The sequence below is a fragment of the Sphingomonas sp. UV9 genome, assembly GCF_004101245.1.
In the GTDB taxonomy this organism is placed as follows: Bacteria; Pseudomonadota; Alphaproteobacteria; order Sphingomonadales; family Sphingomonadaceae; genus Sphingomonas.
Window position 1 is genome coordinate 258,649 of sequence record NZ_SCIN01000003.1, and the last position, 13,486, is coordinate 272,134.

Below are 13,486 nucleotides of genomic sequence, written 5' to 3' on the forward strand. Positions count from 1 at the left end.
GGAGGGCGCACACGTTCACCGGATGACGAATGGATCGCGACTGGCTAAAGCGCGGCCATGACCGATCACACGCCCGATCCCGCCCTGCTCGCCAAGGCGGAAACGCTCACCGAGGCGCTGCCCTATCTCCAGCGCTACGCCGGCAAGACGTTTGTCGTGAAATATGGCGGCCACGCGATGGGCGACCCCGAGCTCCAGCGCGATTTCGCCGAGGACATGGTGCTGCTGAAGGCGGTCGGCATCAACCCGGTCGTCGTCCATGGCGGCGGCCCGCAGATCGGCGCGATGCTCAAGCGCCTGGGCGTCGAATCGCGCTTCGTCGATGGTCTCCGCGTCACCGACGCCGAGACCGCGCAGATCGCCGAGATGGTCCTGGCGGGTTCGATCAACAAGGAAATCGTCGGGTGGATCGGCCAGGCCGGCGGCCGCGCGGTCGGCATCTCGGGCAAGGACGCCGGCCTCGTCCTCGCGCAGAAGGTCGGCCACGGCCGCGAGCCCGACAAGCTCCAGGGGATCGAGCGGCACGTCGATCTCGGCTTCGTCGGTGAGCCGATCGCGGTCGACCGGACGATCCTCGACACGCTGATCAAGGCCGACATCATCCCGGTGATCGCCCCGATCGGCATCGGTGCCGACGGCCACACCTACAACATCAACGCCGACACGATGGCCGGCGCGATCGCGTCGGCGATGGGCGCCGCGCGCTTCTTCCTGCTGACCGACGTGGTGGGCGTGCTCGACAAGGAGGGCGAGCTGCTGACCGACCTCGACCCCGCCAAGATCGCCGAACTGCGCGCCGACGGCACGATCACCGGCGGCATGATCCCCAAGCTCGAGACGTGCGTCGCGGCGGTCGGCTCGGGCGTCGACGCCGCGGTGATCATCGACGGCCGCGTCCCCCACGCGATGCTGCTGGAGATCTTCACCAAGCAAGGCGCAGGCACGCTGGTGAGCGCGAAGGGCCGGCCGCGGTAGGGACGACGAGGCTTGAGTTTTCCTGCCCATCCGTCACCCGACCCCCACCCGACGCCAAACCCCACGTCGTCATCCCAGTGAAAGCTGGGATCTTCCAGTTCGAGCCGCGCGCCCGCCTACGGGGATACCCCAGCGTGCGCTGGGGTGACGGGGTGGGGCTGGGTGAGGGCGGCTGGGGTAACGATCACCGACGCAGGGCTTCTCGTTCCCCCGTCGCCCCCCTATATCGGCAATACACCCAGCGGAGACCCTTGCCTTGATCGCCCTTCTTCAGATCGTCCAGTTGCTGCTCAACCTCGTCTGGTGGGTCATCGTCATCCAGGCGATCCTGTCGTGGCTGATCGCATTCAACGTCATCAATACGCATAGCGATTTCGTCCGCACGGTCTGGAACGCGCTGCAGAAGATCACCGAGCCGCTCTACCGTCCGATCCGCCGCATCCTGCCCGATTTCGGCGCGCTCGATCTGTCGCCGCTGGTCGTGCTGCTGATCCTCTATATCCTGACCAACATCGTGATCCCGAACATCGCCCAGAACTATCTCGTCGCAGCCTATTGAGCGGCCCCGCTGCGTGGCGCGCCGTCGATGACGGCTTGGCGATCGCCGTCCGGGTAACCCCGCGCGGTGGTCGCGATGCGCTCGCCGCGGGAACCGCCGAGCATTTCGCCGCGCGACTGGCGGCGGCGCCCGTCGATGGGGCCGCGAACGCCGGGCTGGTCGTCCTCGTGGCAAAGACTTTCGGCGTACCCAAGCGTGCCGTCACGATAATTTCGGGCGACACCGCCAGGCTGAAGCGCCTCCACATCGCGGGCGATGCCACTGTGCTGGCGGAAATCGCGTCCGCGCTCTATGGGCCGCGGGCATGAGCGCGACCATCATCGACGGCAAGGCCTTCGCCGCCGGCCTCCGGGCCCGTATCGCAGACGGCGTCACCGCCTTCCGGGCACAAACGGGCCGAGCGCCCGGCCTGGCGGTGGTGCTGGTCGGCGAGGACCCCGCCTCGAACGTCTATGTCCGGTCGAAGGGCAAGGCCACGCGCGAAGCCGGCATGGAGAGCATCGAACACCGGCTCCCCGCAGACGTGCCCGCCGAGGACCTGCTGGCACTGGTCGCGACGCTCAACGCCGATCCGGCGATCGACGGCATCCTCGTCCAGCTGCCCTTGCCCAAGCATATCGACGAGCAAGCGGTCATATCCGCGATCGACCCCGACAAGGATGTCGACGGTTTCCACCCGATCAACGCCGGCCGTCTCGCCACCGGCCTGCCGGGGTTCGTGCCCTGCACGCCGTTCGGCTGCATATTGCTCCTCAAAAGCGTACTGCCCTCGCTCAGCGGGCTCGAAACGGTGGTCGTCGGCCGCTCCAACATCGTCGGCAAGCCGATGGCGCAACTGCTGCTCCGCGAGAGCTGCACCGTCACCATCGTCCATAGCCGCACAAAGGACGTCCCCGCGCACATCCGCCGCGCGGACATCGTCGTCGCCGCGGTCGGTATCCCGCAGATGATCAAGGGCGACTGGCTCAAGCCGGGCGCGACCGTCATCGACGTCGGCATCAACCGCACCGATACGGGTCTCGTCGGCGACGTCGACTTCGCGAGCGCGGTCGAGGTCGCCGGCGCGATCACGCCGGTGCCGGGCGGCGTCGGTCCGATGACGATCGCGTGCCTGCTCCGCAATACGCTGGTCTCCGCCGGGCATCGCGAAGGCGTCGCGATCGATATCGCGCGCATCGACGGAGGCACCGCATGATCGAACTCTATATCTCGTCGCTGATCACGTTCTTCGTGGTCATCGATCCGCCCGGCTGCGCGCCGATCTATGCGGGGCTGTCGGCGAGCGCCTCGTCCCTCCAGAAGCGGGCGATGGCGATCCGTGCAGTCGGCGTATCCGCGCTGATCCTGTTCGTGTTCGCGCTGTTCGGCGAAGCTTTGCTCAAGGGCCTCGGCATCAGCCTGGCCAGCTTCCGCATCGCCGGCGGCATCATGCTGTTCCTGATCGCGCTCGAAATGGTGTTCGAAAAGCGCACCGAGCGCCGCGAGGATCGTGCCGCCAAGGTGGCGAGCGATCCCGAGGCCGAGGACGTCTCGATCTTCCCGATGGCAATGCCGATGATCGCCGGCCCCGGCTCGATCGCGTCGGTGATGCTGTTGATGAGCCGCAACAGCGGGATCGAGCGCAGCCTCGTGGTGCTCGGCGCGATGGTGACGATCCTGCTGCTGACGCTGGTCGCGCTGCTCGCAGCAGGCCCGATCATGCGGATCCTCGGCGCCAAGATCGAGGCGGTGATCACGCGACTGCTCGGCGTGCTGCTCGCCGCGCTCGCCGTGCAGTTCGTAATCGACGGGCTGACCGAGGTCCTGCGCTAGTCCACCTTGAACAACCGCAACGGCGATTTACGCGGCAACGGCAGCGGCGTCAGCCACGCTGGCACCTCGTTCCTCGCCATCTGCGCATAAAAGCCGTTCGGGCTGCGCGCCTTGTAGTTGGTCGATTCCGCCGCGTTCGGGCACAGCAACAGCATCGTCGCGCCGTGTCGCTTGATGATCGCATGCGCCTCGTCCGGCGTCCGCCCGAACGCGTGCTGCACGTCGAGGATCGCGTCCCCGTTACGGTGATACGGCCCGGCGATCGCGTCGTGATGCGTGATCGTGATCAGCCGCGGCCCCATGTCGACGAAGGTGAACATCGTCTGCGCAGGATATTTGTTCAGCGCGAGCAGCACGGTCGTCCGCAGGCAATTGCCGGTCGCCGAATTGACGCGCTTCTCATACGGTTTCGGCCGGTCGATCGGCAGGTATTTGATCACCATCCCGGCGAACAGCCCGGACACGACCAGGAACGCCGCGACCGTCCCGCCGACGCGCACCGCGATCGAACGATTGCCGAGCAGCCGCGGCAGGATCAGCCAGCCCAGCGCCGTCGCCCCCGGAATCGCCAGCAACTGCGCCGCCGGCCCGGCGCGGACCTGCCACAACAGCATCGCGCAGGCGAACGCGGTGAACAGCGCCACCGCCGCCCAGCCGACCGCGCGCGGATCGCGCCGCGCGCGCACCGCCGCGAAGATCGCCCCGATCAGGCCGATGATCGGCAACGTCGCCAGCGCGAACCCGACGCGGAAGCTGTGCTTGTAGATCGGCTTGGCCTCGCGGACATTGTCGAGCCAGTTGCGCTGCAGCTCAGGCGAAACGCCTTCCGGCCGCCCCAGGCACTGCGGCAACACCAAGGCGAAGCCGACCACGATCGCCGCGCCGGCCGCGACCGCGAGCGCCAACCGAGCCCCGCGCGACGCCGGCCCGAACCGCGCGAGCAGGAACAACAGCATCCCCGCCGCAATCATGACGCTCAGCCACACCGGCGTCAGCGCGTCGCAGCGCATCGCCTGGTTGGCGTTCGACGCGAACAGCGCGAACCCCAGCGTGCTGCCGCCGCCCAGTGTCAGCGCATAGATCGACAACCGCTCCGCCTCGGCCCGGTCCCATACCCAGCGCAGGCCGATGATCGCCCCCGCCATCGCCGCATAGGGCAGCAGTTCGAGGCCGATCGACAGCGACACCGCGCTCGCGATCCCGACCATCGCGCCGCCGCGCCGACCCTTGGTGTCGCACAGCCCCGCCACCGTCAGGCTCAGCATCGCCAGCTGCCAGCCGTGATGATCGATCCGCTCGGGCATGAACATCAGCATCGTGCCCGTCGCGCCGACCATGAACACCACCGCCAGCGGCCACGCATAGGGGCTGATCAGCCGCCGCACCGTCGCGCCGATGCCCAGCATCGCGATCGACAGCGGCAGCAGCGGCGCGATCCCGCAGGCGAGCCGCTCCGCCCAGCTGTTGCTCGTGAACAGCCGGAAGAACAGGATCAGCCCGGCGATCGGCAGGTCGACGATCCGGCTCCAATGGATGTTGAACCCGACCGGCGGGTTCAGCCGGTAATTGCGCAGATCGTACCAGCCCTGGCCGTCGAGCAGCGCGCGGACCTGCATCAGGCGCATGTTGTCGTCGGTATCGCCGAGTGACAGCCAGCGGATCTGGCCCCAGCGATCGAACACCGACCACGCCGCCACCGCCACCCAGGCGAGCAGCGTCAGCGCGATCCAATGCCGATCGAGTTCGTCGAGCAGCGTGCGCTGCCGAGAAGCGGGGGCCTGATCCAAAACGCTTTCCTCCTGCCCGCACGCACTCTAGATGCGCGGGCTTGTCTTCGGGGCCGCTCTATCGCGGTATCGGTAAAGAACAAGGCGGGCATGCAGGCGATTTGGCGACACATGGAGCAGATGCGGGCGAGCGGGATGCTCGGCCAGCTCGTGCGCTTCGGCATCGCCGGCGGGATTTCCAGCGTCGTCTATTCGCTCGTCTACCTCCCGCTCACCGCCTACGTCTTCCCGCCGCGCCAGGCGGTGGCGGCGGTGCCGTTCGCGTTCGCCGTCGCGGTGGTCGTCGGCTTCTTCCTGCACAGCCGCTGGAGCTTCAAGGGGCACGCACAGGAGCCGGGCGCGGGCCGGCATGTGAAGTTCGTGATCGTCCAGGGCGCCGGGCTTTCGCTCAACGCGCTAATCACGTGGATCGGCACCGCGCTGTTCCACCTCCACCCGTGGATCCCGCTCGTCCCCGCCGTGCTGCTCGCCGCGATCGTGAGTTTCGTGCTCAACCGTCTCTGGGTTTTCAACTGATGCTGCCAACGAACTGGACGACTTACTGATGGACCGCATCGTCTACGACCGGATGGCCGCGCACGACTCCACCCACTGGTGGTACCGCGCGCGTCGCGACATCCTCGCCGATTACCTGACCCGCTACGGCGCGTTGCCCAAGGACGCGAAGATCCTCGAGATCGGCTGCGGCACCGGCCACAATTTGCCGATGCTCGCCGAGTTCGCCGAGTCCGGCAGCATCGACGCAATCGAGATCGACCCCGCCGCGCGCGAGATCGCCAGCGAACGCCTCGGCAAGCCGGTCGGCGCCGCACCCTTGCCCGAACTCCCCGGCGTCCCCCGCGGCCATTACGACCTGATCGCGGTGCTCGACGTCGTCGAGCATATCGAGGATGACGTCGCCGCGCTCAAAGCCATGGCGGATTGCCTGGCCCCCGGCGGCAAGATCCTGATCGCGGTCCCGGCGCACCAGTGGATGTGGAGCGCGCACGACACGGTCAACCACCACCACCGCCGCTACTCGAAGGCGACGCTCAAGACGGCGATCGAGACGGCCGGGCTGAAGCCCGAAAAGCTCGGCTATTTCAACTCGCTGCTCTTCCCGCTGGCGGCGGCGGCCCGGATCGCCGGACGCCTCTCCGGCCGCGACGACAGCGACGACTCCCCGCCACCCAAGCTGGTGAACGCGCTGTTCGAGAAGATCTTCCGGCTTGAGCGGCATCTGGTCGGCCGCATGCCGATGACGCCGGGGGTTTCGATCGTGACGCTCGCGGTGCCGCGTTAGGTCACTCGCCGAGAGGGGCGGTCAGGAATGGCGGCCTCGGCTGGTTCGCGGACTGGCTGCTTACGGAAAGGCTGGTGCCGATAGCCGACATGGCGCGGCGCCGGCTTCCCCGAAAACGGTCGTTTTCGAGGCGGATGGGTCGCTAAATTTGCCCCGACTCGACGAGTTGGCCTAGCGCGGCGTTCACGCGGGTCTGCCATCCAGGGCCGCTGCCACGCAGATGCTCGACCGTTGCGGCATCCAAGCGGATTTTGATTTCGACCTTTGGCGTTTCCAGCTTTGGCCGACCGCGACGGGACGGAGTCATTCCAGCCATGAACGCAGCATCGAGCGGTGGACTATCGTCGTGAATTTCGGGATCAAACTTTCCCATAGTAGAACCTCGCCTCATGTTTCTCTGCGGGACGCAGGCTGATGGCGCGCACCGCATCTTCGTGAGAGCCTTCGGCGAACACCAGCACGTGCGGGCGGTCACCGATCAGACCAAGGGCAACGAACCGAGCTTCCCCGTAATTGAAACGATCGTCCTCGCGCTCCAATGCCGTATCCCAATCGAACCCTTCCGCTGCCACCAGCGACATGCCGTGCTTGGCGGCATTCGCTCGGTCCTTGGCAGGGTCGGACTCGATCTTCATGGATTTCCGTACACCCAGTTAATCACGGCAACAACAATTATTGTACACCCAAAAAAAGAGCGGCGGCCATCCTGCTGTCACAGCAGTTCGCAATCGACAGGCGACGTTGGCTCATTCCCGAAATTCGATCGAGAAAAGGGAATCGTGCACGCCGTTGCCTGATCCGCTAAAGGGCGATCCATCACGAGGTGACGGATGACGACGGACCACTCCGCTGGCTGGGAGGCAGTCTCTGACCAGTTCATAGCCGTCCGCTCTGAAGTCGGGGCGGAGTTGGTTCTGGGATGGGCAACAGATCGTCTCCCGCGATCGACTGCAATCTTGGACATTGGATGCGGCTCCGGTGTGCCAATCGCTAAAGGGCTGGTGGACGTTGGTTTTTCCGTATGGGGAGTTGATGCATCACCTTCGCTAATTTCGGCATACAGGATCAACCTTCCCGACATGCCTGCGGTCTGCAAACCGGCTCAGGACAGTTCCTTCTTCGACAGAACCTTCGTCGGTGTGATCTCGATCGGACTCATCTTTCTGCTTGGTGAGGGCGACCAGCAGAAGCTTCTCACCAGCGTCGCTAATGTGCTGGAACCCGGCGGACGATTTCTGTTCAGCGCTCCACGTGAGGTCTGCCGTTGGAATGATACGCTAACGGGCCGTGCATCAATGTCGCTGGGAGCGGACGCATATGCTGCGCATCTTACCAGCGTTGGGCTGCGGTTAGACGGCTGCCGATCCGACGAAGGCGGGAACAACTATTACGAGGCGGTCAAACCCATCTGACGCGCCTCTGTTGGCCTTCCCGCAAACGAACCCATAGAGGGACCGTCGCGACGTCGACCGCTCCAAAAGTCGTTCAAGGCATCCGCTTTCCCGAAATCTATTCCCGACTACTCTTTCCCGAAACATCGCATCGGAGATGGGCAAACGGGAATGATCGCCCGCAACGAAAGGCTGCCTCAGGGTTCGCGGGTCGACGACCTGAATATCCGCAAGTGGGTGTCTTCGGCCAAAACCTATGCCGCGAAAACGATCCATTTTCCGCTGTCCTACACGCGGTGCCGATGTCACACTCAGTATTCGGCTCTTTCAAACCGTCGATACCGTTCGCACCTGCGACGCTGGCAGACGTCGCATGCGCAGCGTCACGCTTGCCGATCCCGATGGTCCAGCGAAGCGCTCCTTGGTGTGACTTTATCGTAACCTTTGGGCTGAAGGTGGCCGCGGCAGCTTCGATAACGGATTCCACTGTCCTGAAAGCTGCGCCGTAGTGTCGACGGCCCATGTCGCGTGCGATCGGGGACGGGCGTTACTCAAACGCCTGGGACGCCCGCTTCATTCCGGGAGGGGGACCTCGATCGGCTCCGCGCGGAACCCCAAGGTCGCTTTGCCCTGGATCGGGCCGGCGACGTCCGCGACGATATACAAGGGCCGCCGCTTCGACTCGACGTACAGCCGCCCGAGATATTCCCCGATCATGCCCAGCACGAACATCTGCACCGCGCCGAGGAACACCGTGACGAGCATCGTCGAGGTCCAGCCCTGCACCGCGCTGCCCGAGAGCCAGCCGATCGCGATGTAGACGAACAGCAGCAGCGATACGCCGGTGAGGGCGAGTCCTGCGTGGCTGGCGAAGCGCAGCGGCGCGGTCGAGAAACCGGTGACGGCGTCGAAGGCGAGCCGGATCATCTTGGCGAGCGGATAGTTCGTCTCGCCCGCCAGCCGCTCGGCGCGATCATAGGGGAACGGCACCTGGCGGAAGCCGATCCACGCGACCATCCCGCGGATGAAGCGCGCCTGCTCGGGCAAGCTCAGGAACGCATCGAGCGCACGCCGGCTCATCAACCGGAAATCGCCGGTGTCCAGCGGGATCGGCGTCTCGGTCATGCGGGTCAGCAGGCGGTAGAACGCGGCGGCGGTCGCCTTCTTGAACACCGTCTCGCCCGCGCGCTGGCGGCGCACCGCATAGACGACGTCGGCCTGGCTCGCCGCCATCGCCGCGCGCATGTCGGACAGGAGTTCGGGGGGATCCTGCAGATCGGCGTCGATGATCAGGATCTGCTCGCCCGCGCACAGGTCCAGCCCGGCGGTCAGCGCGAGCTGGTGGCCGTGGTTGCGCGACAGGTTGATCGCCACCAGCCGCGGGTCGGCGGCGGCGAGGCGCTGCATGACGTGCCAGCTGTCGTCGCGCGATCCGTCGTTGATCAGGACGATCTCGTAATCGTCGCCGACCGCGACCTTGGCCGCGCCGGAAATGCGCGCATGCAGGATGTCGAGGCACGCCGCCTCGTTGTAGCAGGGGACGACGATCGAAAGGGACGGACGGTTCATCGCCCCCGTCTAGCGCCCGCTGCGCCCGCCGTCATCGACAGATGTTTCTACACCCGCTCGACGGTGTGCACCGCATCCGCCGCGCGCAGCCCCGCCATCAGCCGCATCAGGTGCTGCACGTCGTGCACCTCGACGTCGATCTCGTTGGTGTGGAAGCTCTTGTCGCGCGTATCGAGCCGCAGGTTGATGATGTTCGCCTTGTGCCCGCCGATGATCGTCGAGACGATGCCGAGCGAGCCCGGCTCGTTCTTCACCATCACCGAGATCCGCGCGACGGCGCCCTCGGTCTCGTCGCCCCACGCGACATCCACCCAGTCGGTCTCGTTCTCCGATCGTTCGGCCAGTTCGCCCAGCACGCGGCAGTCGATCGCATGCACCTCGATCCCCGCGTCCGGCCGACGCAACCCGACGATCCGGTCGCCCGGGACCGGATGGCAGCAGGTCGCAAGGTCGTAGGCGACCCCGGGGGTGAGGCCCTTGATCGAGATCGCGCTCGATTGCGGTGCGAGCGCATGCGTGACGTCCGCGCCCGCCGAGCCCGGCATCAGCGCCTCCATCACCGCGGCATCCGACAGCGTGCGCCGCGCGATCGCGACCATCAGCGACGATTCGTCGGGCAGCTTCAGCCGCTTGAGCGCGTGGCTCAGCGCATCGGTGCCGATCTGCGCGGGCAACCGCGTGACGATGTCCTCGTACAAACTCTGGCCCAGCGCGATCTGCTCGACCCGCTCCTTCTGGCGCAGATGCCGGCGGATCGCGGCGAGCGCCTTGCCGGTCGTCGCGACGTTCAGCCATTGCGGCTGCGGCGACTGGCCCTTCGAGCGCAGGATCTGCACCTGGTCGCCATTCTCGATCACCGTCGACAGCGGCACGACGCGGCCGTTGACCTTCGCGCCCACCGCCTGGTCGCCGAGATCGGTGTGCACCGCATAGGCGAAATCGATCGAGGTCGCGCCCTTGGGCAGCTGGATCAGCTCGCCCTTGGGCGTGAACGCGAAGATGCGATCGGTGTACATCGCCATGCGCGTATGTTCGAGCAGCTCCTCGGGGCTTTCGGCCGTATCGAGGATCTCGACGAGGTCGCGGATCCAGCTCACCTGTCGGTCGCTGCCGTTGATCTGCTGCTTGTACGCCCAGTGCGCGGCCAGGCCGAACTCCGCCTGCGCGTGCATGTCGGCGGTGCGGATCTGGATCTCGATCCGCGCGCTGTCGGCATGGATCACCGAGGTGTGCAGCGATCGATAGCCGTTGCGCTTGGGCGTCGAGATGTAATCCTTGAACCGCCCCGGCACCATCGGCCAGCGCTGGTGGATGATCCCGAGCGTGCGGTAGCAATCCTCCTCGGTCGGGACGATCGCGCGGAACGCCATCACGTCGGAGAGTTGTTCGAAGCTGATGTGCCGCTCGGACATTTTCCGGAAGATCGAATAGGGATGCTTCTCGCGCCCCGAAATGTCCGCCTCGACCCCGGCGCGCGACAGCACGAGCTTCAGGCCGGAGGCGATCTTGGCGATGCGGTCGCCGTCGCCCTTCTTCAGCTGTTCGAGGCGGCGGTTGATCGATTCGGACGCCTCGGGCTCGAGCTGTTCGAACGCCAGCGACTGCATCTCGCGCATGAACTCGTACATGCCGATCCGCTCGGCGAGCGGCGCGTAGATGTCCATCGTCTCCTTGGCGATGCGACGGCGCTTCTCGGGTTTCGCGATGTGGTGCAGCGTCCGCATGTTGTGCAGCCGGTCGGCGAGCTTCACCAGCAACACGCGGATGTCGTCCGACATCGCGAGCAGGAACTTCCGCAAATTCTCCGCGGCGCGCTCGTTCTCGGTCTGCGCCTCGATCTTGCTGAGCTTGGTGACGCCATCGACCAGCCGCGCGACCGACGTGCCGAACAGCCGCTCGATCTCCTCGGGCGTTGCGACCGTGTCCTCGATCGTGTCGTGGAGGATCGCGGTCGCGATCGTCTCGGCATCGAGATGCAGATCGGTCAGGATACCCGCCACCTCGATCGGGTGGCTGAAATACGGATCGCCGGACGCGCGCTTCTGGCTCCCATGCGCCTGCATCGAGAACACATAGGCGCGGTTCAGCATCGCCTCGTCGGCGTCGGGATCGTAGTCGAGGACGCGATCGACCAGCTCATATTGTCGCAGCACCCGCCATAGATGGGGCCGGGCGGGGACTTTTGGCAACAAAAAGCGTCGGATCACTGTGATCAAATGGTTGCATCACCCATTCGTCGAGTCGGCGGCGCATAACGCAGGATAACCGGGGCGTTTCGCTTCTGCGGCTTATGCGGTACGTTCGCCCGCGGACGAGGATGACGTGATGGGCAAATTGCGCGAACCATTGCTGGAATGCAGCCTGCCCGCCGCGCTGGAGGCGATGGGCGAGCGCTGGTCGTTCCTGATCATGCGCGCGTCGTTCAACGGTCTGCATCATTTCGAGGAGTTCCAGTCGGAGCTCGGCATCGCGCGCAACATCCTGGCGAACCGGCTGGCACGGCTGGTCGAGCACGGCATCCTCGCGCGCGAGCCTATCCCCGAAGATCGGCGCAAGATCGCCTATGGGTTGACCGACAAGGGCTTTGCGCTGCTGCCGACGATGATCGCGCTGCGGCAATGGGGCGAGCGGTGGGAGACATGCGTGCCGGCGTTCCCGATCCTCGTGGATGCGCGCGATCGACGGCCGTTGCAGCCGGTCTCGGTGCGCGCGCATGACGGGCGCGTGCTGGGGAAGGACGACCTGATCTGGGCGCTGCCGGGGGAAGTTGCCGGTGTGGAGGCAGAGGCGGCGGAGTAACGGCCTTCGCGCTTTCCTCCTTAGTTCTCCCGCGAAGGCGGGAGCCCAGTCTGGATCCCCGCCTTCGCGGGGGAACCATGCTGTCTTGTGATTATCGAGTAGGTAACTCTTCCAGCACCGTGCGGATCGCGTCCGGCAGGGGCACTGGGCGTCCCGTCTCCAGATCGACGTGCACGCTGACCATCGTGATCACCGTATGCAACTCCCCCGTCTCCGCATCCGCGAGTTCGAAGCGTTTCGTCAGGCTAGTCGTGCCAAGCTTCTCGATCCGCACGAACGCCTCGACCGTATCGCCGAGGCGGAACGGCTTGAGGTAATCGATCTCCGTCCGCCGCACGTTGAACTCGGTGCTTGGCCACACATTGGGCAAGGCTTCGGCAATCCCGGTCCATTCCCAGAACTCCGTCACCGCGACGTCGGCATATTCGAGATAGCGCGAGTTGAAGACGATCTTCTGCCCGTCGATCTCGGCATAGCGCACGCGAAACCGCGTCGAGAAGGCGAAACCCGGCCGCATCAAAAACTCCCCATCAGAAGATCAGCCGGACGCCGACGATCGCCAGCACGGTCGCCAGCACCGGCACTAGGACGCGGTCGGACACGCGCGTCGCGATCAGGCTGCCGACGATGATCCCCGGAATCGAGCCGATCAGCAGCGACACCAGAAGGTCGACGTCGACCGAGCCGAGTATCCAGTGGCCGATCCCGCCGAGCAACGTCAGCGGGACGGCATGAGCGATGTCCGAGCCCACCAGCCGGTTGATGGGCAGCGTCGGGTACAGGATCAGCAGCGCGGTCATCCCCAGCGCGCCGGCGCCGACCGAGGTGAGTGACACGAGCACGCCGAGCACGGCCCCCAGCAGGATCGTCAGCATCGCCTGGCGTTCGCCGCCGACGGTACCGATCCGCGGCGTCAGCCACGCGACGATCTGCCCGCGGAAGAACGTCGCGACCGCCGACAGGATAAGCGTGAGCCCGAGCACGACGGTGATCGCGTGGCCCGTGTCGGACGATGCCTCGCCGAGATGGTTGAGCACGAGCAACGTCGCGATCGCCGCGGGGACGCTGCCGGTGGCGAGCCGCCGGACGACGCGCCAATCGACGGTGCCGCGCCAGCCATGCACGGTCGTGCCGACGGTCTTTGTCGCCGACGCGTAAAGCAGGTCGGTGCCGACCGCGGTGGCGGGGTGGAAGCCGAAGACGAGCACCAGCAGCGGTGTCATCAGCGATCCACCCCCGACACCCGTCAGCCCGACGATGAGGCCGACGAGCACGCCGGCCACCGAATATAACGGATTGATATCCACTAAGC

Annotated in this window: 16 protein-coding genes; 9 read left to right on the forward strand and 7 right to left on the reverse strand. The window is 65.9% G+C overall.

The window, feature by feature from the left end; translation table 11 throughout:
- The first annotated feature begins 57 nt into the window (after window positions 1-57).
- From argB to EQZ23_RS13585, 5 genes are all read left to right on the forward strand, one after another.
- A complete protein-coding gene (argB, locus tag EQZ23_RS13565) occupies window positions 58-975 on the forward strand; it encodes an acetylglutamate kinase (RefSeq protein ID WP_128454977.1) in 918 nt (305 codons plus the stop codon).
- Window positions 976-1,231: 256 nt separating this feature from the next.
- Window positions 1,232-1,534, forward strand: a complete 303-nt coding sequence (locus EQZ23_RS13570) for a YggT family protein (protein WP_093398362.1) — start codon at window positions 1,232-1,234, stop codon at window positions 1,532-1,534.
- Complete coding sequence (locus EQZ23_RS13575; RefSeq protein WP_128454978.1) at window positions 1,531-1,842, forward strand: DUF167 family protein; 312 nt, start codon at window positions 1,531-1,533, stop codon at window positions 1,840-1,842. Before EQZ23_RS13570 ends, EQZ23_RS13575 begins: the two co-directional genes overlap by 4 nt.
- Window positions 1,839-2,729 carry a bifunctional methylenetetrahydrofolate dehydrogenase/methenyltetrahydrofolate cyclohydrolase FolD gene (gene folD / locus EQZ23_RS13580; protein WP_128454979.1) on the forward strand — a complete coding sequence of 297 codons (891 nt, stop codon included), beginning with the start codon at window positions 1,839-1,841 and terminating at the stop codon, window positions 2,727-2,729. Before EQZ23_RS13575 ends, folD begins: the two co-directional genes overlap by 4 nt.
- Window positions 2,726-3,346, forward strand: a complete 621-nt coding sequence (locus EQZ23_RS13585) for a MarC family protein (protein WP_128454980.1) — start codon at window positions 2,726-2,728, stop codon at window positions 3,344-3,346. The genes folD and EQZ23_RS13585 overlap by 4 nt, the downstream gene beginning before the upstream one ends.
- Here the strand turns inward: EQZ23_RS13585 and EQZ23_RS13590 are convergent.
- Window positions 3,343-5,133: an AcrB/AcrD/AcrF family protein gene (locus EQZ23_RS13590; RefSeq protein WP_240663571.1), complete on the reverse strand. Its 1,791-nt coding sequence runs from the start codon at window positions 5,131-5,133 to the stop codon at window positions 3,343-3,345. The two genes, EQZ23_RS13585 and EQZ23_RS13590, sit on opposite strands and share 4 nt — an antisense overlap.
- Window positions 5,134-5,223: 90 nt before the next feature.
- Here EQZ23_RS13590 and EQZ23_RS13595 point away from each other — a divergent pair, with 90 nt between their 5' ends.
- On the forward strand, window positions 5,224-5,649 hold the full coding sequence (locus EQZ23_RS13595; RefSeq protein ID WP_240663572.1) for a GtrA family protein: 426 nt from the start codon (window positions 5,224-5,226) through the stop codon (window positions 5,647-5,649).
- A gap of 28 nt (window positions 5,650-5,677) precedes the next feature.
- Entirely contained in the window at window positions 5,678-6,415 is a 738-nt protein-coding gene (locus tag EQZ23_RS13600; protein ID WP_128454981.1) for a class I SAM-dependent methyltransferase, read from the forward strand.
- Window positions 6,416-6,557: 142 nt separating this feature from the next.
- Here the strand turns inward: EQZ23_RS13600 and EQZ23_RS13605 are convergent, their stop codons facing one another.
- Both EQZ23_RS13605 and EQZ23_RS13610 read right to left on the reverse strand, forming a co-directional pair.
- On the reverse strand, window positions 6,558-6,788 hold the full coding sequence (locus EQZ23_RS13605) for a BrnA antitoxin family protein (protein WP_206364257.1): 231 nt from the start codon (window positions 6,786-6,788) through the stop codon (window positions 6,558-6,560).
- Window positions 6,775-7,050 carry a BrnT family toxin gene (locus EQZ23_RS13610; protein WP_128454983.1) on the reverse strand — a complete coding sequence of 92 codons (276 nt, stop codon included), beginning with the start codon at window positions 7,048-7,050 and terminating at the stop codon, window positions 6,775-6,777. The genes EQZ23_RS13605 and EQZ23_RS13610 overlap by 14 nt, the downstream gene beginning before the upstream one ends.
- 273 nt (window positions 7,051-7,323) lie before the next feature.
- On the opposite strand from EQZ23_RS13610, the gene EQZ23_RS13615 reads away from it, so the two are divergent.
- Entirely contained in the window at window positions 7,324-7,827 is a 504-nt protein-coding gene (locus tag EQZ23_RS13615) for a class I SAM-dependent methyltransferase (RefSeq protein WP_276318486.1), read from the forward strand.
- 552 nt (window positions 7,828-8,379) lie between these two features.
- On the opposite strand, the gene EQZ23_RS13620 is transcribed toward EQZ23_RS13615, so the two are convergent.
- A complete protein-coding gene (locus tag EQZ23_RS13620) occupies window positions 8,380-9,375 on the reverse strand; it encodes a glycosyltransferase family 2 protein (protein WP_128454985.1) in 996 nt (331 codons plus the stop codon).
- Between the two features lie 47 nt (window positions 9,376-9,422).
- Window positions 9,423-11,528, reverse strand: coding sequence for a bifunctional (p)ppGpp synthetase/guanosine-3',5'-bis(diphosphate) 3'-pyrophosphohydrolase (locus EQZ23_RS13625; protein WP_128454986.1), 2,106 nt, complete (start codon window positions 11,526-11,528; stop codon window positions 9,423-9,425).
- Between the two features lie 172 nt (window positions 11,529-11,700).
- Between EQZ23_RS13625 and EQZ23_RS13630 the strand changes: the two genes are divergently transcribed.
- Entirely contained in the window at window positions 11,701-12,174 is a 474-nt protein-coding gene (locus EQZ23_RS13630) for a helix-turn-helix domain-containing protein (protein WP_128454987.1), read from the forward strand.
- Window positions 12,175-12,265: 91 nt separating this feature from the next.
- Here EQZ23_RS13630 and EQZ23_RS13635 read toward each other — a convergent pair whose 3' ends face one another.
- Both EQZ23_RS13635 and EQZ23_RS13640 read right to left on the reverse strand, forming a co-directional pair.
- Window positions 12,266-12,691: a thioesterase family protein gene (locus tag EQZ23_RS13635; protein WP_128454988.1), complete on the reverse strand. Its 426-nt coding sequence runs from the start codon at window positions 12,689-12,691 to the stop codon at window positions 12,266-12,268.
- Between the two features lie 13 nt (window positions 12,692-12,704).
- Window positions 12,705-13,481: a sulfite exporter TauE/SafE family protein gene (locus tag EQZ23_RS13640; RefSeq protein WP_128454989.1), complete on the reverse strand. Its 777-nt coding sequence runs from the start codon at window positions 13,479-13,481 to the stop codon at window positions 12,705-12,707.
- Window positions 13,482-13,486 lie beyond the last annotated feature (5 nt).

Coding starts and splice junctions, on each gene's coding strand:
- EQZ23_RS13635 (WP_128454988.1), bottom strand. CDS start 12,691: ATGCGGCCGGGTTTCGCCTTCTCGACGCGGTTTCGCGTGCGCTATGCC.
- argB (WP_128454977.1), top strand. CDS start 58: ATGACCGATCACACGCCCGATCCCGCCCTGCTCGCCAAGGCGGAAACG.
- EQZ23_RS13610 (WP_128454983.1), bottom strand. CDS start 7,050: ATGAAGATCGAGTCCGACCCTGCCAAGGACCGAGCGAATGCCGCCAAG.
- folD (WP_128454979.1), top strand. CDS start 1,839: ATGAGCGCGACCATCATCGACGGCAAGGCCTTCGCCGCCGGCCTCCGG.
- EQZ23_RS13585 (WP_128454980.1), top strand. CDS start 2,726: ATGATCGAACTCTATATCTCGTCGCTGATCACGTTCTTCGTGGTCATC.
- EQZ23_RS13630 (WP_128454987.1), top strand. CDS start 11,701: ATGGGCAAATTGCGCGAACCATTGCTGGAATGCAGCCTGCCCGCCGCG.
- EQZ23_RS13620 (WP_128454985.1), bottom strand. CDS start 9,375: ATGAACCGTCCGTCCCTTTCGATCGTCGTCCCCTGCTACAACGAGGCG.
- EQZ23_RS13600 (WP_128454981.1), top strand. CDS start 5,678: ATGGACCGCATCGTCTACGACCGGATGGCCGCGCACGACTCCACCCAC.
- EQZ23_RS13605 (WP_206364257.1), bottom strand. CDS start 6,788: ATGGGAAAGTTTGATCCCGAAATTCACGACGATAGTCCACCGCTCGAT.
- EQZ23_RS13595 (WP_240663572.1), top strand. CDS start 5,224: ATGCAGGCGATTTGGCGACACATGGAGCAGATGCGGGCGAGCGGGATG.